19 protein-coding genes are annotated in these 22,640 nt (G+C 40.3%); 7 read left to right on the forward strand and 12 right to left on the reverse strand.

Annotated elements, in window-relative coordinates; genetic code table 11:
• Positions 1–49: 49 nt before the first annotated feature.
• Positions 50–1,606: a 2-oxoglutarate dehydrogenase complex dihydrolipoyllysine-residue succinyltransferase gene (gene odhB, locus I5M19_RS14380; RefSeq protein WP_200067057.1), complete on the forward strand. Its 1,557-nt coding sequence runs from the start codon at positions 50–52 to the stop codon at positions 1,604–1,606.
• A 69-nt stretch (positions 1,607–1,675) separates the two neighbouring features.
• On the opposite strand, the gene I5M19_RS14385 is transcribed toward odhB, so the two are convergent.
• Entirely contained in the window at positions 1,676–2,134 is a 459-nt protein-coding gene (locus I5M19_RS14385; protein WP_200067058.1) for a DinB family protein, read from the reverse strand.
• Between the two features lie 105 nt (positions 2,135–2,239).
• Between I5M19_RS14385 and I5M19_RS14390 the strand changes: the two genes are divergently transcribed.
• From I5M19_RS14390 to I5M19_RS14410, 5 genes are all read left to right on the forward strand, one after another.
• Positions 2,240–3,958, forward strand: coding sequence for an ArnT family glycosyltransferase (locus tag I5M19_RS14390; protein ID WP_200067059.1), 1,719 nt, complete (start codon positions 2,240–2,242; stop codon positions 3,956–3,958).
• Positions 3,959–3,968: 10 nt separating this feature from the next.
• A complete protein-coding gene (locus I5M19_RS14395) occupies positions 3,969–4,991 on the forward strand; it encodes a hypothetical protein (RefSeq protein ID WP_200067060.1) in 1,023 nt (340 codons plus the stop codon).
• Between the two features lie 24 nt (positions 4,992–5,015).
• Positions 5,016–5,729, forward strand: coding sequence for a DUF2490 domain-containing protein (locus I5M19_RS14400; protein ID WP_200067061.1), 714 nt, complete (start codon positions 5,016–5,018; stop codon positions 5,727–5,729).
• 58 nt (positions 5,730–5,787) lie between these two features.
• Positions 5,788–6,708, forward strand: coding sequence for a DUF58 domain-containing protein (locus I5M19_RS14405; protein WP_200067062.1), 921 nt, complete (start codon positions 5,788–5,790; stop codon positions 6,706–6,708).
• A gap of 178 nt (positions 6,709–6,886) precedes the next feature.
• On the forward strand, positions 6,887–8,353 hold the full coding sequence (locus I5M19_RS14410) for a glycoside hydrolase family 130 protein (RefSeq protein WP_200067063.1): 1,467 nt from the start codon (positions 6,887–6,889) through the stop codon (positions 8,351–8,353).
• On the opposite strand, the gene I5M19_RS14415 is transcribed toward I5M19_RS14410, so the two are convergent.
• From I5M19_RS14415 to I5M19_RS14460, 10 genes are all read right to left on the reverse strand, one after another.
• Positions 8,350–9,354 carry a glycosyltransferase family 4 protein gene (locus I5M19_RS14415; protein WP_200067064.1) on the reverse strand — a complete coding sequence of 335 codons (1,005 nt, stop codon included), beginning with the start codon at positions 9,352–9,354 and terminating at the stop codon, positions 8,350–8,352. The two genes, I5M19_RS14410 and I5M19_RS14415, sit on opposite strands and share 4 nt — an antisense overlap.
• A 2-nt stretch (positions 9,355–9,356) precedes the next feature.
• Entirely contained in the window at positions 9,357–11,630 is a 2,274-nt protein-coding gene (locus I5M19_RS14420) for a glycosyltransferase family 4 protein (protein ID WP_200067065.1), read from the reverse strand.
• Positions 11,631–11,881: 251 nt separating this feature from the next.
• Positions 11,882–13,078 (reverse strand): aspartate aminotransferase family protein, encoded by a 1,197-nt coding sequence (locus tag I5M19_RS14425; protein ID WP_200067066.1) that lies wholly within the window; start codon positions 13,076–13,078, stop codon positions 11,882–11,884.
• Positions 13,079–13,163: 85 nt separating this feature from the next.
• Positions 13,164–13,631, reverse strand: a complete 468-nt coding sequence (locus I5M19_RS14430; protein ID WP_200067067.1) for a hypothetical protein — start codon at positions 13,629–13,631, stop codon at positions 13,164–13,166.
• An 11-nt stretch (positions 13,632–13,642) separates the two neighbouring features.
• Positions 13,643–14,551, reverse strand: a complete 909-nt coding sequence (locus I5M19_RS14435) for a hypothetical protein (RefSeq protein ID WP_200067068.1) — start codon at positions 14,549–14,551, stop codon at positions 13,643–13,645.
• 51 nt (positions 14,552–14,602) lie between these two features.
• A complete protein-coding gene (locus I5M19_RS14440; RefSeq protein ID WP_200067069.1) occupies positions 14,603–15,157 on the reverse strand; it encodes an RNA polymerase sigma factor in 555 nt (184 codons plus the stop codon).
• Positions 15,158–15,224: 67 nt separating this feature from the next.
• Entirely contained in the window at positions 15,225–15,686 is a 462-nt protein-coding gene (gene bcp / locus I5M19_RS14445) for a thioredoxin-dependent thiol peroxidase (protein WP_200067070.1), read from the reverse strand.
• Between the two features lie 7 nt (positions 15,687–15,693).
• Entirely contained in the window at positions 15,694–17,469 is a 1,776-nt protein-coding gene (locus I5M19_RS14450; RefSeq protein ID WP_200067071.1) for a M23 family metallopeptidase, read from the reverse strand.
• A 36-nt stretch (positions 17,470–17,505) separates the two neighbouring features.
• Positions 17,506–18,117, reverse strand: coding sequence for a fumarylacetoacetate hydrolase family protein (locus I5M19_RS14455; protein ID WP_200067072.1), 612 nt, complete (start codon positions 18,115–18,117; stop codon positions 17,506–17,508).
• 74 nt (positions 18,118–18,191) lie between these two features.
• The gene (locus tag I5M19_RS14460; protein WP_200067073.1) at positions 18,192–18,698 is read right to left on the reverse strand and encodes a T9SS type A sorting domain-containing protein; all 507 of its coding nucleotides are present in this window, start codon (positions 18,696–18,698) and stop codon (positions 18,192–18,194) included.
• A 192-nt stretch (positions 18,699–18,890) separates the two neighbouring features.
• Here I5M19_RS14460 and I5M19_RS14465 point away from each other — a divergent pair, with 192 nt between their 5' ends.
• Complete coding sequence (locus tag I5M19_RS14465; protein WP_200067074.1) at positions 18,891–20,834, forward strand: KUP/HAK/KT family potassium transporter; 1,944 nt, start codon at positions 18,891–18,893, stop codon at positions 20,832–20,834.
• Positions 20,835–20,873: 39 nt separating this feature from the next.
• Here the strand turns inward: I5M19_RS14465 and I5M19_RS14470 are convergent, their stop codons facing one another.
• Positions 20,874–22,589 carry an APC family permease gene (locus I5M19_RS14470; protein WP_200067075.1) on the reverse strand — a complete coding sequence of 572 codons (1,716 nt, stop codon included), beginning with the start codon at positions 22,587–22,589 and terminating at the stop codon, positions 20,874–20,876.
• Positions 22,590–22,640 lie beyond the last annotated feature (51 nt).

The raw sequence follows: 22,640 nt of genomic DNA on the forward strand, positions 1-22,640 counted from the left end.
CAATTAATTTCACAGCCGGGAAAAATATAAAACCACAACAATTGAACATATGAGTTTAGAAATAAAAGTTCCGCCGGTAGGCGAATCCATTACCGAAGTAACCCTGTCTGCCTGGAAAAAAGAAGAAGGCGACCATGTGGAAATGGATGAAGTGATAGCTGAACTGGAATCAGACAAGGCAACTTTTGAACTTACTGCCGAGAAAGCAGGTACTTTAAAAAGAGTAGCTAACGAGGGAGATACCTTAGCCATAGGTGCTGTGGTGGCAAATATTGAAGAAGGCGAAGGAGCACCTGCCGCGACTGCTGATGCAGCCCCGGCGGCAAAACCTGAACCCGCAAAAGAAAAAGAAAAAACTCCTGCAGATACTGCCACGGAAGCGAGTTCTTTAGAGATAAAAGTGCCTGCTGTTGGTGAATCGATCACTGAAGTTACTTTATCACGCTGGATAAAAAATGACGGTGACGCTGTTGAAATGGATGAAGCTATTGCCGAACTGGAATCAGATAAAGCTACTTTTGAACTTACAGCTGAAAAGGCAGGTACACTTAAAACTATAGCTAAAGAAGGGGATACCTTAGCCATTGGTGCTGTGGTATGCACCATTGAAGGTAGCGGAGCTGCTGCACCAAGCGCACCACCTGCAGGTACATCAGTTGCAGATGCAACTAACGAGTCGCCGCAAACCAGTCCGTCAAAAGGAACTACCTATGCATCGGGCACACCATCGCCTGCTGCTGCAAAAATATTAGCCGAGAAGGGCATTGATACCAAAGCTGTTAGTGGTAGTGGTGTTGACGGGAGAATTACTAAAGGTGACGCGCTGAATGCTAAAGCCGAAGCGCCAAAAGCCGCGAGCCCTAAACCGACGGCTGCTCCTGCGGCACCTGCTCAACCCGCTGGTCCGAGAAGCGACCGCCGGGAAAAAATGTCGTCGTTACGTAAAACGGTGGCTAAACGTTTAGTGGCTGTTAAAAACGAAACTGCAATGCTAACCACCTTTAATGAGGTGGATATGGCGCCTATAATGGAACTACGTAGTAAATACAAAGAGAAATTTAAAGATAAGCACGGTGTTGGTCTTGGTTTTATGTCGTTCTTCACTAAAGCCGTTACCGAAGCATTAAAAGAATGGCCTGCTGTTGGCGCCCGTATAGAAGGTGAAGAAGTGGTATACAGCAACTTTGCTGATATTTCTATCGCGGTATCCGCCCCCAAAGGATTGGTGGTTCCGGTTATCCGCAATGCAGAAAGCATGAGCCTGGCCGAAATTGAAAAAGCCATTGTGGTGCTTGCAGGTAAGGCCCGCGAAAATAAACTGAGTATTGAGGAAATGACCGGCGGAACATTCACTATTACCAACGGTGGTGTGTTTGGTTCTATGCTGTCTACACCTATCATTAACTCACCACAATCGGCTATATTGGGTATGCATAATATTATTGAGCGCCCGGTTGCTGTAAACGGACAAGTAGTTATCCGCCCGATGATGTACCTGGCCTTGTCATACGATCACCGTATTGTGGATGGCCGCGAGTCGGTTAGCTTTTTAGTAAGAGTAAAACAACTACTTGAGGACCCAACAAGGTTATTGTTAGGTGTGTAAGCGATATGAAAACGATCTAAATAAAAAATGCCCGGTTTACCGGGCATTTTTTATGTGCTTAGTAATTTGCTACACAAATTTCTTGATCGCCATAATATAACCGGTATGTAAGCCATCATGAAAAGGCAAAAAATTGATCGCATCCTCGGCGTTATTAATATTAACACCGTACCGTGCTATCCATGGGGTATAATTAGCAAATATGCCGTTATTATAATCGGTTTCCATTTTATCTGCACTGCTTAACAATAAGGTTTTAATGTTTTCTATTTCCGTGCTGTCAACAAAACCCTCGGGTTTTGTGCCGGGGCGATAGGGGCTAAAGTACTTGTCATCAACAGCTATTTCTGTACCGGCACGCAAGTAACAAATGCCCTGTTGTGCCGAGATCATATGGGCAAGGTTCCATACAATGTTATTGTTAAAACCTTCCGGAACTTTGTTTAATTGTTCGGTAGTTAACCCTTCAATAAGCCCAAGCAGGTGTTGGCGCGTGCTTTTAATGTTTGTTATGGTTTTGTTTATCATGTTAAAATTCAATTAATGCATTGAGTTTATAAAAATAGCAAAGCGTTTTAAATCGGCTACAGGCTTGCCTGTTTTATTTTACCTTTGCGTTTTATATGCGGATAAATGGTTGGAAATAGTGTAAGTAATAACGTTCGTAATGATAAGCCGGTATGGCTTTTCCTGTTCTGCTGGACGGTATTTAACATAGCACAGGCCGCAACATTAGAACTACATGCCGATGAGGCCTATTACTGGGTATACTCCCGGTTTTTAGCATGGGGGTATTTTGATCATCCGCCTATGGTTGCGGTATTCATAAAAGCAGGCTATAGTATTTTACATAACGAATTGGGATTGCGCCTGCTTACGGTGTTAAGCAGTTCGGCATCGTTATACGTAATGTGGCTGATGTTGAAAAGGTACAGCGTAACCGCCATCAGTTTTATATTGGTTTGCTCGGGTATATTGGTATTTCATATCTATGGTTTTACCACTACTCCCGATTCGCCATTATTACTGTTTACGGTACTTTTCCTGTTCTTTTATCAGCAATATATAGAAAAGGACAGCTTATTGCTCACCTTAATATTAGGGGTAGTAGTAGCGTGCCTGCTATACAGTAAGTATCACGGTATTTTGTTGGTTGGTTTTACTTTAATATCAAACCTGAAGTTATTAAAGCGCCGTTCTTTTTGGGGTATTGTGATGTTGGCGTTTGTGCTTTACATCCCCCATATATTATGGCAAATGAACCACGGATACCCCTCTGTTGCCTATCATTTGAGCGAGAGATCGTCAGAGAAATACGATCTTTCTTATTCTTATCAATATCCCCTGGGGCAGTTGCTAATGGCCGGTCCGCTTATTGGCTGGTTTGTATTTTATAAGGGTTTTACCACAAAGGTTAAAGATGCATTTATACGCGCTCTGCTGTTTAACAGTATAGGGATCTTGTTTTTTTTCTTCCTCACCTCCTTTAAAGGCGAGGTACAACTCCACTGGACGCTTATCGCTTATGTACCGCTGGCTATGTTGGCACTCATCCATCTTCAGCGATCTGAAGAATTGTCCGGCTGGTTTATTAAACTGGCGATAGCTAATACCATATTAATTGTTTTGTTACGCCTATGTATTATAAGCGGATTGCCTGCTATAAAACAGGCCGGAGCTATAAAGAGTTATTTTGGCTTTAGCGATTGGGCTAAGGCTATCTATACCAAAGCGGGCAATAATTATGTGATATTTAACGAAGGGTTTCAAAACCCATCCAAGTATAATTTTTATAATAATACGGTAAAGGGATTTGCATATGATTCGCGCTATTACCGCCGTACACAATATGATATATGGCCTATTGAAGATAGTTTACAGCACAAAAGAGCTTATTATGTTTTGCAGGGATGGGAGCCGGGTATAACTACTGATACTATTATTACTGCCGCCGGTACATGGTATGGCGGCTGGGTAGACAATGTGCGTACGTATCAAAAAATAAAATTCAGCGTGCCAAATTACCGCATAAAATCAGCACCGGGGCAAAAAACAATTTTTGACCTCAGTTTTACAAACCCTTATCCATTTACTATTAATTTCAGCAATTCGCCCAGGAGACATAAAGTAAGGCTTGAAGCTTGCTTTTTTATTCGCGAAAAACTAATGGAAGTGCAGAAAGCGGGAAACGATTTTTATAATATAATATTAAAACCCGGCGAAACCGCGCATTATAAATTTATAGTTACCGCGCCAGAAAAAAGTGCACGGTACGATTTGTTTTTTTCTATCCGTACCGATCCGTTTGTTGGTGGTAAAAATAACCAGCTTATTAATTTTGTAGTAGAGTAACCATTTGCAAATGCTGAAAAAAATATACGTTTTTATAATACTGGCTATTTTTACATCTGCGGCTGCTATGGCGCAGGATGTTGATGTGCATTTTAACGGCTCAGTTTTTTTTGATAACCGTGAATACAAGGAGTTTATAAATCGATCGCACACCTACTCGGGCACACGCCTGGCACTTGACGTTGGCCTTAATCTGGACAGCCTGAACCATTTTATTGTGGGTGTAAATGCATTGCATGAGTTTGGCGGGAATCCGTTTTTTAAAAGGGTTAACCCGGTTGCCTATTACAGCTTTACGGGCAAACAATGGTTGTTTAATGCGGGTGAATTTCCGCGCGAAGGTTTGTTAACCAATTATCCGCGTGCTTTATTGAATGATACACTTCGTTATTTTCGTCCTAATATAGAAGGCTTACTTACCACTTTTCATAATCAACATGTATCAGAAACGGTGTGGATAGATTGGGTAAGCCGCCAAACCAATGTTGATCGCGAGCAATTCCTTTTCGGATTTTCGGGTAAATATCAACCGGTATTGAACGGTCCGTTTTATTTGGCGCATTACTTTTTTTTATTGCATGATGCTGGCCCCGCTATCCCTGTTCCTGACGATCATATACAGGATAATGGCGCTGCACAGGTTAAACTGGGCCTTAATTTTAGTCATAAAACCTTTCTGGATTCGTTAAATTTTGAAGCTGGAGGCATGCTGTCATTGGAACGGGTGCGCGGTGTAGATGGCTTTCAAAAACCCAAGGGTTTTGTTGCCAATGCATACCTAAGCTATAAACGCTTTGCACTGTTCGATGAATTTTACAAAGGCGACGGGCACCATATTACTTTTGGCGACGCTTATTATGAAAAAAAGACGTATAACCGTTTAGATATTATTTACACCCCTTTCCTTTACAAGGGATTGCGTGGGCAATTTGTACTGAGCCTGCACCAAACGCCCGGTTACAGCAGTAATCAGGAAGCTTTCAGATTAAGTTATGACATCGGCAGACGGAGGCTGCTGAAATTCAAAGAATAATTTTTAACATCAATTTTATATAACATGAACAAAAAACCCCTACTACTACTTGTTATTACCTTTTTATTACCCATTATCGCATCAGCTCAGGAAAACCAATTCTCGGGTTGGGCGGCATATTTTTACAGCCAAAAGGTTTCGCCAAAATGGGGCGTTGCTTTTGACGGGCAGTTGCGAACCGCAAACCATTACGATTATGTAAACACCGTATTGCTGCGCCCTTCGGTAAATTATTTTTTTAGTAAGAATACCTCCGCAGCTTTAGGTTACGCATATGTTGCATCTTACGGCAGAGCCGGAGGGGAGAAAACCTTCAGGCCGGAAAACCGTACATGGGAGCAGTTTATAGTTTCGCATCCTATCAGCAAAAATATCGGGCTGGCGCATCGTTTCCGGTTAGAGCAGATCTATAAAGGGAATTCGTCCGCCGTCAGCAATGATCATTACTTTTCGCAACGACTCAGGTATTTTGCCAGAAGCGTAATTCCGTTTAAGGCCGAAGAAAACTTTGTAAAAGGAGCTTTTGTTGCCCTGCAAAACGAAGTGTTTGTGAATGTACAAAACAAAAATAAAACAAACACACACTTTTTTGACCAGAATTGGGCTTATGTGGCTCTGGGTTATCGTATCAGTAAAGGTATTGACGCGGAGTTTGGTTACCTGAATCAGTACCTGAAACAGGCAGAAACGCACACCGTTAACCATATTTTACAGGCAGCTTTTTATACCCGGTTTTAATAAATACCGGGTTATAATTAAGCATTGGAGTTTATATACCGAATTGCTAACTTGGCATATGCCTCAATTAAATACCGATCAGGAAATACGGCAACTGGCCAATCTTGAACTGCTTGCCCGACAGGTAGTTGAGGGTTTTATTACCGGGTTGCACCAAAGTCCTTTTCACGGTTTTTCAGTGGAGTTTGCCGAACATCGGTTATACAATAACGGCGAGTCGGTAAAAAATATCGACTGGAAATTACTGGCCCGCACCGAAAAGCTGTTTGTAAAGCAATATGAGGAGGAAACTAACCTGCGCTGTTACCTGCTGCTGGACACCTCCTCATCCATGAATTATCCGGCTGAAGGTTTAAGCAAGTTACAATTTTCGGCATATGCCATTGCCTCATTAATGTATCTGTTTAAAAAGCAAAGGGATGCTTTTGGCCTGTGTTTGTTTTCGGATAAGATGGACTGGATGAGCCCTGCACGGTCAACAACTAAACACTTGTTTTATTTGTTTGCGGAATTAGAGCGCATATACACTAATCCGATTAAAAATGTAACTACAAATATAGCACAGGTACTGCATCATCTGGCAGCGGATATACACCAACGCTCAATGGTGATCATTTTCAGCGATATGCTGGAGAATAGCCTTGATCCGCAAAAAATGCAGGATCTGTTTGCTGCTATACAACATCTTAAATATAAAAAGCACGAGGTAATTATTTTTAATGTTACCAGTAAACAACAAGAACTGGAATTTAATTTTGATAACCGCCCGCATCATTTTATAGATATAGAAACCGGAGAAGAGGTGCGCGTACATCCTAATAAAATACGCGATAGCTATCGCGAAGCACTACGCAACTACCGCCATCAACTTGAATTGAAATGCGCGCAATATCATATTGATATAATTGAGACAGATATTGATCAGGATTATAACGCTATTTTAAAAGCTTATCTGGTCAAGAGGAAGAGTATGCTATAATTAAATTTCTTTATACTCCTTTTAGCTATAACAATATCCATAAAAAATCTGAAAATTGATTTATAGCCTTTTTAATTACGTATATATTAATAATTACTTTCAGTTTGGTGAAAGGTTTTTTAATTTGCCCAAATCAATTTACTGCGTATAGCGTTAGTGAATAAATGTAATTGATTATATGAAACTTTCTATAGAGCGAAAACCAATAAGAGTAAATCCTGATCCAAAAAGAGTTATTGCTCGTTTCTTTTTTAACGGAAACGACAGAGCTAAGGAAGTTATTCAAAAAGTAATGAGTTTAAGCGAAGATATAGCTTTTGGTATAGTATCGCCATTACTGCAGGAATATTCAAAAAGGCATCGTAATATAACACGGGTTTTAAACAGGCATTGTAGCAAGTTAAAACCATTGTTCGGGCAATTAAATATAGATTTTGATACGCTTACGGTGTATCGTAAACTATTAATAGGATCGTACTTTACACATGAATATTCCATAGAATCTGCAGCCTTTTTTAACCCGTCTGTGGTGGAAGACCCGGATCAAACTGAATTGGAAGATGGGGAACGCAGGGTAATTATTAGTTTTAGGGCAGTAGGCGAGGGCCACATATCATCTATTACTTTCCGCCGCGCGTTAATTGATAAGTTTAATAATATAACCGTGTTGCCCGCAGGTAGCTATATCGACGAGGCCGAAGTAGTGCGCAACGCTGTTTATAATAAAAAGCTGTTTTTTGATAAAGCTGCGGTAACACAAATTAATATTGACGTGCTGAGTGAGCTGGAATCAAAACTCGACCACCATTTTGAATATTCAAATCTTCGGCGCATAATTATCGACTCACAGAAACTGCAGGAGAGCGACATTAAAAAGTTGGAGTATGATAAAGTATTGTGGCTGGCTGATTCGTACTACGAGATAGTTTTTTCGCTGGATACTGATATCTCGGATCGTGTGATATTCCCTATCTCGGAGTATGAACGTAAAGGTATTGAGGATGCACGCTTTGTACAGTTTACTGATGATGACGGCACATCTGTTTATTATGCAACCTATACGGCGTATGACGGATCGCTTATTATGCCCAAGCTATTGCAAACTACCGACTTTTATAATTTTAAGATAATGCCTTTATACGGCGATGGCGCGCAAAATAAAAATCTGGCGCTGTTTCCACGCAAAATAAACGGTAAGTATGTAATGATATCGCGTATTGATGGTTGTAACAATTACATCATGTATTCAGATAAGATAAACATCTGGGAAAAACCGATATTATTGCAACAGCCAAAATTTTCATGGGAATTCATACAGATAGGTAATTGCGGCTCGCCGATTGAAACTAAAGAAGGTTGGATAGTAATTACCCACGGAGTAGGGCCTATGCGGCGCTATGTGCTTGGTGCCAGCTTGTTAAAACTGGATGACCCGGGTGTAGAAATAGGCAGGTTAAAAGAGCCTTTATTAACACCTAACAGTGACGAGCGTGAGGGGTACGTTCCTAACGTTTTATACTCATGCGGTGCTATAGTTCATAATAATAAACTGATCATCCCTTACGGTATATCCGATTCATCAACTTCATTTGCCGAGGTAGATCTTGATAAATTGCTGGAAAGGTTAAAGCAGGACGGCGTTTAAGCTAATATTTGCCGATATAATTTATAATAGTCCGCTACCATTTTTTCTGCGGAGAACTGCGTATTGGCCCATTCAAAGCAATCTTTACGATTGATTTTGTTGAGGTCGTTAACTGCAGTTACTGCTTCATCAATGGTGTTAACTAAAAAGCCGGTTTTTTGGTGCTGTATCAACTCCGGCATCGATCCTTTATTAAACGCGATAACAGGGGTGCCGCAAAGCATAGCCTCTGCTACGCTCATTCCAAATGGTTCGTTAAAATTTATGGGGTGGAGTAGCGCAATTGCGTTGCCTAAAAGTTCATTGCGCTTTTCGGGACCTGCATGGCCAATATATTGGATCTGATCATTCAGTTCAGGCTCAATCTTTTCTCTCCAATAGCTATCGTCTTGAATAATTCCTGCTATGAGTAATTTTCTGTTACTCCTCTTGGCTATAGCAATGGCTTCTGCAGTGCCTTTATCGTGGTGTATGCGCCCAAAATATAGCAGGTAATCTTTAGGTTGCTCAGTAAATTTAAAATCGGCAGTGTTTAAGCCGTTGTAAACTGTAGCCATATAATCCAACTCAGGGTTTCTGTCGGCATTGCTGATAGAGACATAATAACCTTTATCATTATACTTTTTATAAACCGGAATGATGCGGGGCGATGAAAAACCGTGAATAGTGGTGATAACAGGCGTTTTAATAAGTCCCGAATAAGTAAGAGGTAAAAAGTCGAAGTTGTTATGTACGATATCAAACTCATCAGCCATTTCCATTAAATGACTGATGTGCAGGCATTCCAGTACCTTCGCATCCTGTGTACGGTCTTCTTCGTAACCCATACTACAAACAGACTCCAGTTTGCCACCAGTTAAAGAATCACCTGTGGCAAAAAGAGTAACATTTGCACCCAGTTTTAGCAAGCCTTCTGCTATGTTTGATGCAACCTGTTCCCAAGGGCCGTAATGCCTCGGCGGAGTGCGCCAGGCAACGGGGGCTAAAACCGCCACCTTCATACTTAGCAAACCTTTACCTGTGTTGCTACCTTATTATATTCATATTCCAGCTCAAACGCCTTTAACACGGTTAAATGAGATATTAAATATGCAAGTGTACTCTCTGCACCCTGATTACGGTTTATGCCTGTTGGCAGTAGGCCGTCGCAACATCCTTTTGTTTCGTGGTCGTATAATGGCGCACGCAGCGTGTTCTCTCCCAGGAACCATTTATAACTCAGGAACATTTTCTCAATATACCTTGGCTTGCGGAATATCTGATAAGCCTGAAAATGCATCAATACCATCGCCATTGTTTCTATAGCCTGCTGGTCAAAAGTAGGGAAGGTACCCCCACGGTAATACCATCCGTCGTTACCAACCGGGCTAAGATAACCGTTAGACAGGGTGAGCTTATCTAAAAAGGCCATACTCTCTAATGCTATCCGTTTTGCATTTTCATCGCCGGTAATTTCGCAGGAATGCAAAAGCGCTAAAGGTAATATGGCATTATCGTAGGTCATTTTTTCTTCAAACCAATGCCAGTCATCCGAATGATTATTTTCATACGCATCAATTAACGGCTGCGTTAGTCTTACCAGTTCGTTCACCAATCCTTCATCAGTTGGATACTCCTGTAAATACAAGCTTAAACCTATTGCTGTATTAGCCATCCCCCTTAAGTGTTTTAAAGCTTTAAAGTGCGGTATTGATTTTTGGAATATCTCCATGGCGAACTCGCGATAAGAATTGCTTGCCGCGCACCCTATCAAATAACCTAATGACCATATGGTACGCCCGAAGGAATCTTCGGAGCCCACTTCATCAAGATATTGCCTGTTGAAACTTAAAAAGTTACGGAAATTACCATCATCGGTTTGCATGTAGTGTATATAGCTTAAATACACTGGTAATAACTCAAAAGCCTCATTACTTTTATTACGCTGATACGCCATTAATGCCATAATTAACGCACGGGCATTATCGTCAAGGCAGTAGCCTTCTTTTAAGTTTGGAATACCATATTTAGCATGCTGCACAATGCCGGTATCATCAGTTAATCGTAATACATGGGTCAAACTAAAATTTGGCAAAATCTCAGGATCAACTATGCTATTCTTTAATATCTTGTCGCTAAAATCATGCGTGGCGGCTGCTATCTGGGCAATTTTAATGTATTCGGCACCTATAACCGGCCAGCGCAGATGCAGGCCATATTCATAGGCGTTTTGCTTTAATTCATTAAGCAGTTCATCATTATCCAATAATTCATTAACGGTATCGGCTAATGCTTCGGCATTTTTAAAGTCGAATAATCTGCCGCGGTTATTATCTAACAATTCTGTAGCATGCCAATATGGGGTGGATACTACCGCCGCCCCGGCGCCAACGGCATAAGATAAAGTTCCGCTGGTAATTTGTGCCTCGTTAAGATAAGGAGTTACATACACCTCAGCTGCAGTAAGGTAATTGATCAATTCATCTTCGGTAACAAACTTGTTTATAAAAGATAAATGCTGGGAAACCTTTAATTCAGCCGCTAATGATTTTAAATGATCCCGATATTCTTCTCCGGAGTTTTTTATTACTCCCGGATGTGTGTTACCCAACACCACATACATTACATCGGGGTGTTTGGCTACAATTTTAGGCAATGCGCGTACTACGGTTTCCAACCCTTTATTCCGGCTCAGCAAACCAAAAGTTAACATTACCTTGCGGTTTTTAAATGTACTTAGCGTATTTACAGGATTAACCTCCGGCGCTTCCAAATCAGGTACGCCATGCTCAATTATCTGTATCTTTTCGGCCGGGATATCATATATAGTAGTTAAAAATTCTACTGCCCTTTTACTCATTACCACAATTTTAGAAGATTGCTCGGCAATTTCACGAATAATAATTCGCTGTACATAGCTTGGTTCTTTTAATATGGTATGTAGTATGGATATCAAAGGTTTCTCGAGACGATTGATCAGCGGTAAAATATAAATACCGCTTTCGCCACCGTAAATGCCGAATTCATGCTCCAATATGCAGGCATCAACTGTACTGGTATTAATATAATTTGCGGCTCTTATATAGTCTTTCTGGTGATTTTGTCGTATAACGTATTTAACATCTTCCGGATATTCATACTCCTGCAGGTTTTCAGAATCATTTAATGCAACAACATATCCACCATCGTGCAGGCTCCTGTTAGGGAAGTTTGCGTTTATAGCACGCATGAGGTTTTGGTTAAAAGTAGCAATTCCGCATTCGCGCGGTGGATAAGTAGAAATATAGGCGATTTTCATGTTGTAGATAAGAAGTTGTTAATAGTTAATATTGTAGTAATTATTGCCTGATTAAAAAAACATTACTGACCCGAAAAGTGTGCACTTCTGACCAGATAAGTGAATTTTTTTTAATCAGTATGATATAATTTATACAACTAAGCATCACAGTGCACAAATTATACCAATTAACCTCGCTAAAAAATGACGATGGTTATTTTATCGTAATATTTTTGTTAGATATCAAACCTTAAACCGGGTTGAATTAAAAGTTACAGTGCATGTGTATGAAAATCAATGGCCTCCGTTATTACGGTGCATGCTTTTATGATTTCCTCAGCAGTGATAATTAATGGTGGCGCTATGCGCATTGAGTTACTGCAATGCAAGAACCAGTCGGTAATTACTCCATTTTGTATACAGCGGTCGATTATTTTTTTATTCAGTTCAAAGCTTTCGAACTCAATAGCCAACATAAGACCTTTGCCGCGTATGTTTTTTATTGCGGGGTGGGTGAGTTGTTGTTTAAAAATTTGTTCCTTTTGGGTTGCTTGCTGATGTAATTGCCCGATGAGTAAAACCTCTAAAGCTGCTAAGCCTGCCGCGCAACTAACCGGATGCCCGCCAAATGTTGTAATATGCCCTAATATAGGCTTTTCTTTTAACATATCCATCATATAATTCGACGCTATGAATGCACCTACAGGCATACCACCCCCCAGCGCTTTGGCTAATAAGAGTATATCAGGTACAATATTAAAATGTTCAAAGGCGAATAACGTGCCTGTACGGCCAAATGCGGCTTGTATTTCGTCAAGTATTAATAGTGTTCCGGTTTCGGTGCAGCGTTCTCTCAGCGCCTGCATATAAGCCACATCAGGTACGCGAATACCCGCTTCGCCCTGTACAGTTTCAATTATTACTGCGGCTGTTGCTTTAGTGATATATTGCAGGTCGGCGGTATTATTAAAATTGATAAAGCTTATCCCCGGCAATAACGGGCGATACGCCTGCTTAAATTCCTCGTTGCCCATTACGCTTAAAGCACCATGTGTGCTGCCGTGATAGGAATTTTTGCAGGCAATGATCTGCTGCCTGCCGGTAAAGCGTTTGGCCAGTTTCAGCGCCCCCTCAACCGCTTCGGATCCTGAATTGGTGAAGTATACAGATTGCAGATTATCAGGCAATACTTGCGTAAGTTTTTGAGCGAATAGTACCTGCGGTGCCTGCACATATTCGCCGTACACCATCAGGTGCATATATTTATCAACCTGTTGTTTTATGGCATTAATTATCTGCGGATTGCCGTGCCCCAGGTTACTTACCCCGATACCTGATATCAGATCAATAAACGGAGTGCCTGCCTTATCGTATAAATAGATCCCCTGCGCACGTTCAAACTCAAGTAAAAGAGGGAAACCGGTAGTTTGTGCATTGTGGTTAAGAAAAAGCTGGCGCAGGGTTAACATACTATATAAGGAATTAAAGAGCAAAGGTAAAGTTCTGCAGGTTAAATATATGACCTTTACAGCCCTTTATGTTAAGGGAGAGTAATTAATTACCTGCGCGTACACTACGTTCGCTGAGCTGTTTTATCAACTCATCGGTAAATTCACGTTCGCTTTTATAAAGCTCGCTCACCTTTTCGGCAGGCAGTATCTTTAAAAATTCATCGCGGTAGCGTTTGCGTATAGAGAGGAGTTGATTTTCGTAATATAGCTCCTTATCAATTTGCTCGGTGCCGTTAGCCTGGGCATTTGAATTATTTAAGCGTTTTAATATGCGTACCGCTTTAAGCTCCTCCTGATATTTATGATATATTGGCCAGAACTTAATTGATTGTGCATCGGTAAGGGACAGCTGTTGCGATAAAAAATTATCGCGGGCTATTTCCAGTTTAGAGACTGAGGCGCTTTTTTTTGTCCCTCTTCTGAAATTTTGTTTACGTACCTGGGCCGAAGCATCACTAATAGTGAAAAGAAATACAGATAATATAAAAATATATTTGAGCAGCTTATTCATGAAACATAGTATTAATTAATATCAACATAATCCCGGAGGTCTTGATCCAGGGCGTCGGTATTAATTTGGGTATTATTATCCATCATGCCATGTGTATCGGTGGCATCAATATGAAGTTCAAGATAATTTTTTATTTCATCAACAGGAACTTCTGATAACTGTTGATGCAGGTAACTTTGGTCGTGGGTAATTACCTGCGCGTTATTTTTATTTAAGTAGTACCCTGCGCCTAAAACCAATGCAAGGCAGGCTGCAGTAGCATATTTAAAAGTATTTGAAGCAAACAGTTTGCGCACAATTGTTTTACGCAATACATCATCATGCTTAATAGTTTTATTTACAATATTCTTATTAAGCTGTTCAAAATAATTTGCAGGTACGGTAAAGGTTTCTGTATTGGTTTGTATAAGTTCATCAACAGCAATACGTGCAGTTACCTGCTGGTGTAAATCGTTGAAATAATTTTCAGGAACAGTAAATCCCTCGTCTTCTGCAAACTCACTGATGTTTATTCTGCTTTGAATGTTACCGGCCAGTTGGTCAAAATAATTTTCAGGAACTTCAAAATCTGCACGGCTATTATTTACCGCTTGTTCAATATTTATCCTGCTTTGAATTTTATCAGTAAGTTCTTCAAAGTAATTGGCAGGAATATTAAAATTAGTGCCATCTGAAGGAGCGGTATGTTCAATATTTACTCTGCTTAGTATGTTTTGCTGTAAAGTATCAAAGTAATTTTGCGGAACGCTGAACCCGTCTGCATCTTCTTTTTTGAATTTTTGTAATTTCACGAGCGACAAAATACGATCTCCGGCCACTTCAAAGTAGCCTGCGGGCACTGTAAACGGGTTTTTTGAGTTAACCTGTTTAAGTGACATATATTCGTCCGCCCACTCTTTATTCTCCATATCGCTTTTCATACTCTGTTATAGATGAATAAAAATTCAAAAGGTTTAATGCTAATTTAAAAATTAATCAGTGGATAGTAAAAAACTCTCTATCTTTTTAACTGCCAGGTGAAAAGAAGCTTTAAGCGCACCCACACTTGTACCCAAAACATCAGACATTTCCTCGTATTTCATATCATCAAAATATTTCATGTTAAACACCAGCCGTTGCTTATCCGGCAGGGTTAAAATGGCCTGCTGCAATTTTTTTTGTGCCTGTTCACCATTAAAATACGATGAACCCTCCAGCGTGTTAGCCAATTCATGATTTACATCATCCAACGATATATTATTCTTCTGCTTTTTCTTGTTTAAAAAAGTAATGCACTCGTTGGTAGCAATGCGGTACATCCAGGTATACAATTGTGCATCATTACGAAAGCCGGATAAGTTTTTCCATACTTTAATAAAAACATCCTGTACCAGGTCGTCGGCGTCATCATGGTCAATAACCATACGGCGCACATGCCAGTAAATTTTTTGCTGATACTTTTTAAGCAGCAGGTTAAAAGCCTCGTTCCGCGTTTTTTCCTCCCGGAACTTGCTTAGTATTTCTTCGTCTTCTACCTGAGTGGACATTTATTAAATTTTATTCTCTTTAAATAAAAATAAGGCGCTTTTGTTTGCCTGGTATACGTAAGTGGCTTTAAGCCAGTAGGTCCAACACCTGTTGCGTTGAGTTTTTGGTATCAACTTTATTAATAACATGTTCAATTATACCTTCCGTGTTTATTACAAAGGTGGTGCGTGCAATACCCATATATTTTTTGCCATACATATTTTTCTCTACCCAAACACCGTATTTTTCTACTATCTTTTTGTCGGTATCAGCTATAAGGTTAAATGGCAGGGTATATTTAGTCTCAAACTTTTTGTGTGATTTTTCGTCGTCGGCACTTACGCCAATAACTTCAAAACCCTTACCGGTAAGTGCCTGGTAATTATCCCTGAAATCACACGCTTCTGCGGTGCATCCGGGGGTGTCATCCTTAGGGTAAAAATAAAGGATAACGTTTTTCCCGGTGAAATCCTTTAAAGAAATAGTTTCTCCGTTTTGGTTTTTCGATGTAAAATCGGGGGCCTTTTCGCCCGGTGCTAATGCTGCCATAATTATATTATTTACTAAATGCTGCCCTGAAAGTAGAAACGTTATCCTTATAATCAGTTACGGTTAACTCAAACGTATGGTTTCCGGGTGCAATGTCGTTGTTAAAGGTATAACTTAATATTTTAGTTTTATAACCCAGTTCCATCAGTACCCATTTACCATCAATTTTACCTTCGTAGCTTTTAATACCCGAAAGGTTATCACTCATCCTGAATTTTATAGCTCTAACGGCATGCATGTTACTGCCATCTTTTATATTTAATGGCCGTATAACAGGCGGAACGGTGTCCAGCTTAATATAATAATCGCCAAAGGCATGTGCGGTGGCTTTTACATAACCATCCTGATAGTTGCCGCCTATACTGCCTATTCCTGTACCCACTATAAGTGCTTTATCGGCATATCTGCCGGGGTCAGTATCCGGTTTTATCCAAAGGTCGTAGCCGTCATGCACGGGTGTATATTTATTATGTATGCTGTGGGTTGCCGAAAGCGCGCCGGGCTTGGCCGGTGATGTGGAATATACAAAATCCAGGTCATCATATAAATTGCCGGGTTCTATCCGCACTTTTACCCTGTCGGTACTAAATTCATTTATGGTATTGTAATGGAAAAAAGTTCCCTCAGGTTTATCAGGTGTGTTAATACCCTCTTTGCGGCTTGATTGTACCTTTAGTTTCAGGGTAGATGTATTTCCGGCAATATCCTTCACCACATACTGCACATCGTGTACCAAATCATCATTAAAGGCCATAATACCCCTGTTAACAGATTGCGGGTACAGCGTAATGCGACTGCCCGGTAAAATAAAGCACTTTTGCATCCATCGCCTTGTTTTAAGATAGGTTGGATAATCGACATAGGCGTTTATGGCATGTGTTTGATCGAATGCGAAACGCTCAACCGTAAAAGTATATACCGTATTGCCGTCTAGTTTAAGCTCTAATGAATAGATGCCATTATGATTAGGCGATGCACTGTTTACATCCGTTACTGCAATGGCAAAGCCGGTGTTTCCGCTTAAATGCAGTACCTGAGGTTTTTGTAAATGATAACTTCCGGCTGAGCCGCTTACCGTTAAAAATTCATGTGGTGTTTTTTCGCTGAAAGGGTTGCCATCCAGGTGATAAATACCTATACCGGTAATAGATGGTGGTATTTTATCGGGTATAGTTAAGCCAAAAAGCTGAGGATTAATGGTTTCTTCGGTTTTGGTGTCGCGCAGTTCAAAATGCAGGTGCGGTCCTGCCGATGCCCCTTCGTTACCCGAGTGGGCAATTACATCGCCTTTTGTAACCGGGAACATGGCAGGCGGCACCTCAATGTCCGATTCATAGGTTTTATTATCGTATTGATACTTACGAATGTAGTCGGCAACTTCCGGCGTAAAACTTTCAATATGCCCGTAAACGGATGTATAGCCGTTGGGGTGGGTGATATATATAGCCTGCCCAAAACCACCATATTGTATTTTTAGGCGGGAGATGTAACCATCTGCCACGGCATGTACCGGGTACCCTGTACGCTGATTGGTTTTAAAATCGAGCCCGGAGTGAAAATGTGAAGCCCTTAATTCGCCGAAAGAGCCGGCTGTGCTTGGTGCCAGGTCAAGGGGATAACGGAAATAATTTTGCGGGTATATTTTACTTTGAATGATATCCTGCGAATAGGAACTAAAAAAACCTGCAATTACCAAAAATGCAGTGGCAAGAAACTTTTTTGATGGCAGGAATTGCGGTGAATTATTACGTTCAGGATTTTTCTTTTTTGGTGAAAGCAGCATGTAAACAGATGAAATTTTATTTTTAATGAACGAATACTACTTGATGTAAAAATCAAGCAGCTTTTCATCGCCCAGATAACCCTCCAGACGATCGCCTATGCTCACTTTACCCACACCCTGCGGCGTTCCTGTAAATATCAGATCGCCTTTTTTAAGTGTAATATATTGCGAAACAAAAGCAATTATGCTTTCAAACGAAAAAAGCAGGTCTTTTGTGTTGCCCGTTTGCCGGGTTTCACCATTTATATTCAAGTGAAAATCTAAACTGTAAAGATCTTTAAAGTTTGATTTTGGTACAAAGTGGCTAATTGGTGCCGAGCCGTCAAACGCTTTAGCGAGTTCCCAGGGCAATCCTTTTTCTTTATGTTTTTGCTGTATGTCGCGTGCGGTAAAGTCTACCCCAAGGGCTATTTCTTCAAAATAATTTCCAGCGAATTTTTCGCTGATATGTTTTCCCTCTTTACTTACTTTTAAAACTATCTCAATTTCGTGATGGATATCTTTGGAGAAATCGGGATAATAAAAGGGTTTATTATCTTTTAACAAGGCGGTATCCGGTTTCATGAAAATAACCGGAGCGGTTGGTACGCGGTTATTAAGTTCTTTGGCGTGTTCGGCGTAGTTGCGGCCTATAGCTATTATCTTCATAGTAAATATAATAACGCCAAAGCTATAAATTATATATCCTTACAAAAAGCTAAAATGGAATTAAGCAGCCTGTATTACCAGATGGATATGCGTTGGTTCACGGTTTCAGTCCCGGCTGCTATGCGTAAAAAATAAAAGCCCCGGGAAAGTCTGTTGTTTAAATTATAGCTGATGGTTTGATCACCAACTTCAACCCGTTGCGACTGTACGGTAATAACATCGTTACCAAGTACGTCCATAATTTTAACGTTTACAAATGCTCCCCGTGTAACAGTATACTTTATATTAAAAACCTGATCGGTAATTGGATTAGGATAAACCTGAATATTGGTCAGTAGCTTATCATCAGGTTTGTACACATTAATTTTAGTATTTGATACCACTGCAGGTTTGAGCGGTGGTAGGGCCAAATGAAGCATATTTTTTAAAAATGATTGCTTTTTTGGCTTGGCTTTTATGCTGCGTAAGTATGAAGTGTCACTTTTTTGGGCATTAACTCCCCTCGCAAGCGCAACGTTAACGGCTATTGCCATCACAATTACAGTAACCCAGGAATTAATTTTAGTAAACTTTATGCCCATAGCTTATATTGTATGCAAAAATATAAATATTGTGCTCATCAATCCATACTCTTACAAATTAATGATTAGTTTTAACAATTTTTAACAAAATACTGTTTTGTTAGTTGTTTAATTATTATTGACTTATACGATTGCCGATAGTTTAAGTTGTAATGGATTTTTTTAATATTTTTGTAAACTTTTTAGAACATAGTGTCAAATCATAAAGATCTTCAAAAACTATCAGCCGCGGGGCTGCTTATCAGTTTAGGAATTATATACGGCGATATAGGTACATCCCCTTTATACGTTTTTAAGGCCATAGTAGGCTCGAGCCGAATTTCAGAAACATTAATACTTGGAGGAGTTTCCCTCATCTTCTGGACGCTTACGCTTCAAACAACTCTTAAGTACGTTGTAATTACATTAAGGGCTGATAACAAAGGTGAGGGTGGTATATTTTCGTTATTCTCGTTAGTAAGGCGGAAGGCTAAATGGCTTATAGTACCTGCAGTGGTAGGTGGCTGCGCTTTACTTGCAGATGGTATAATTACGCCGCCTATTACCATATCATCAGCTATTGAGGGGTTAGAAACCTACTACCCGCATTTGCCTACGGTGCAAATTGTTATTGGCATCATAGCAGCATTATTTATTATACAGCAGTTTGGCACCTCATTAGTAGGTAAGGCGTTTGGGCCTATTATGTTCATTTGGTTTACCATGATGGGTGTTTTAGGTGTAAGTTACCTTGTACAAATGCCGGTAGTGTTAAAGGCGCTTAATCCTTATTACGCTTATGAATTACTTACTTCTAATTATAATGCATTTATAATTTTAGGTGCGGTGTTCTTATGTACCACAGGGGCCGAAGCCCTTTACTCCGATCTCGGACATTGTGGTCGTGATAATATCCGTATAAGCTGGATATACGTAAAATCGTGCCTTATATTAAACTATCTGGGGCAGGCGGTATGGTTACTTCACCGTAATGGTCAAGTGCTTGATCTGAATATGCAAAACCCATTCTTTAAAATAATGCCCCAGTGGTTTTTAATATATGGTATAGGCATCGCAACCGTAGCGGCTATTATAGCCAGCCAGGCGCTTATTTCCGGCTCATTTACACTAATAGCTGAAGCCGTAAGGCTGAACCTATGGCCTAAGGTACGTATCAATTACCCTTCGGAGCAAAAAGGCCAATTGTATGTGCCCAGTATAAACTGGATACTTTGCGTTGGCTGTATAGGAGTGGTATTGTTGTTTCAGCATTCCGCCAATATGGAGGCTGCTTATGGTTTAAGTATTACCGTAGCCATGCTGATGACCACTATACTGGTATCTAAATTCTTGCAACGTAAAAAGCTGCCTGCATATGTTATAGGTGCATTTTTAACGGTTTATTTATTTATTGAAGGTACCTTTTTAATGGGTAACCTGGTAAAATTCATACATGGTGGTTGGTTTACCCTTAGTATGGGGCTTATCCTGTTTATTGTGATGTGGACATGGTACATTGCCCGTAAAATAAAAAACCGCTACGTTAAATTTATTGAGATAGAAGATTATTTTAATATACTTAAGGAGCTAAGCGACGACGAAACTGTTTCAAAATACGCGTCACAGCTGGTATATCTGACCAGCGCTAACTTTAACTCTGAAATAGAGTCGAAGATCATTTACTCCATATTACAAAAGCAGCCTAAACGTGCTGATGTTTACTGGCTGGTACACGTTGATGTTGTTGACGAGCCGTACCGCCGCGATTATGAGGTAGACTTTTTGGTGCCGGGTAAACTGGTTCGGATTGATTTTAAACTTGGTTTCAGGGTGGAACAGCAAATAAACCTTCTATTCAGGAAAGTGGTTGAGGATTTGGTTAAAAACGGCGAAATAGATATTACCAGCACTTACAAATCATTAAATAAGCATAAAATTGTGGGCGATTTCCGTTTTGTAGTGATTGAGAAGATCGTGTCACGTTCACATAAACTGTCATTGTATGAACGTTTTATTATGTTCATCTACGTTCACCTCAAAAAGGTAAGCTTATCCGAAGAACGCAACTTTGGTCTCGACCTTAGTTTTGTAACCATTGAGAAAGTACCGTTAATGATCACATCGCCGGATAGCGTAGAGTTGCACCGTATAAGATAAAATAAGCATTGTTTTCCTGAAAATATGTAAAGCCACCGGTTATTTAACGGCGGCTTTATTTTCTTTAGCGATAACGCTATGCTTATAGCCGTAAGTGAAATAAATAACTAACCCGATTACCAGCCACGCTAAAAACCTGATCCAGCTTTCATACTCCAATTCCGACATCAGGTAAAAGCAGCTTAATAAGCCTAATACGGGTATTAAGGATAGCTTTTTTATAAATGATAATACCGTTAAAGTAGCAGATAACAGTATGAACAGGAAATAAGGAAAACGTTCATGCGCGTTTGTACCGTTAAACAGATTCAAGATCTTATCATTAAAAAATATAACACCTGCTATAAATAAAACAGGTACTATCCATTGCGAGTTGATATAAGGTAAATGAAATTTTCCTTTAACTGCTTCCTCACGGGGGAGTAATAGTACGCCCCCGCATACCAGCACAAAGGCAAACAATGTACCTATACTGGTTAAGTTAGTTACCTCGGTTAGGTTTAAAAAGAGAGCAGGTATAGCTACCACAAAGCCTGTAACTACTGTAGCAAATGAAGGGGTATGGAATTTTGGATGAATACGTGAAAAGGCCTTTGGTAATAAACCATCGCGGCTCATGCTCATCCATATGCGCGGTTGTCCTAATTGGAAAATTAGCAGTACACTTGCTGTTGCTATAACGGCACTTATAGATATTATATAGCTGATGTTCTTTAAGCCAACTTTAGCAAATACATAGGCCAGCGGATCGCCTACCTGTAAATTTTTATAATTAACCATGCCGGTCAATACCAATGATATCAGTATATATAGCACAGTACAAATAATCAGCGAGTAGATCATACCGCGCGGCAGGTCGCGTTGCGGGTTTTCGCATTCTTCAGCGGTGGTTGATATGGCATCAAACCCTATATACGCAAAAAACACACCCGATACCCCTTTCATTACCCCGCCAAAGCCGTTTGGTAAAAACGGGTGCCAGTTAGCCGGCGTTACATAAAAAAATCCAATTGCGATAACCGCAATAACGATGGCTATTTTAAGATACACCATGGCGTTTGTGGCGCGTTTGGTTTCGCGTATACCTACATAAACCAGATAAGTAATAATAAATACAATACCTAACGCAGGTATGTTGGCTATCAACTTAAAATTGCCGATGCCAGGAGCGTTTGCCCAGGCTGCTGCGGCTACTTTTAGCCTGTCGGTTATTTCGGCTAAATTGCCGCTGGTGGTAAGCTGCTGTATTTTTTCATGCGCGGTAAAGGCCGAAAAATAATCCATAGTTAGGTAGCCCGGCATGTGAATATGAAAGCCTTCCAGCAGGTTTACGAAATATTCGCTCCATGATATAGCTACGGCAATATTACCTATAGCATACTCCATCAGCAGGTCCCAGCCTATTATCCAGGCTATCAGTTCGCCGAATGAGGCATAGGCATAAGTATAAGCACTGCCCGCCACAGGTATACGCGACGCAAATTCAGCATAACACATGGCCGAAAATCCGCAGGTAATGGCTGTAATAATAAATAAAAAGGTTACTCCGGGGCCGCCGTTGAATGCCGCCTCGCCAATAGTTGAGAAAATACCTGCGCCAACAACTGCTGCTATACCCATAAGGGTAAGGTCTTTTACGTTCAGTTCCTTTTTAAGATGGGAAGCGGTTCCGGGATGTTCGGCATCGCTGAAGCCGGAAGCTACATCGGCCAAAATTTTTTCAACAGATTTTCTGCGGAATAGGCTTTTCGACATTATTAGATCAGTTTTTTCAGTTAACTACCAAACATAACCATTTTTTTGCAT

The organism is Mucilaginibacter segetis (assembly GCF_016522075.1).
Lineage (GTDB): Bacteria > Bacteroidota > Bacteroidia > Sphingobacteriales > Sphingobacteriaceae > Mucilaginibacter > Mucilaginibacter segetis.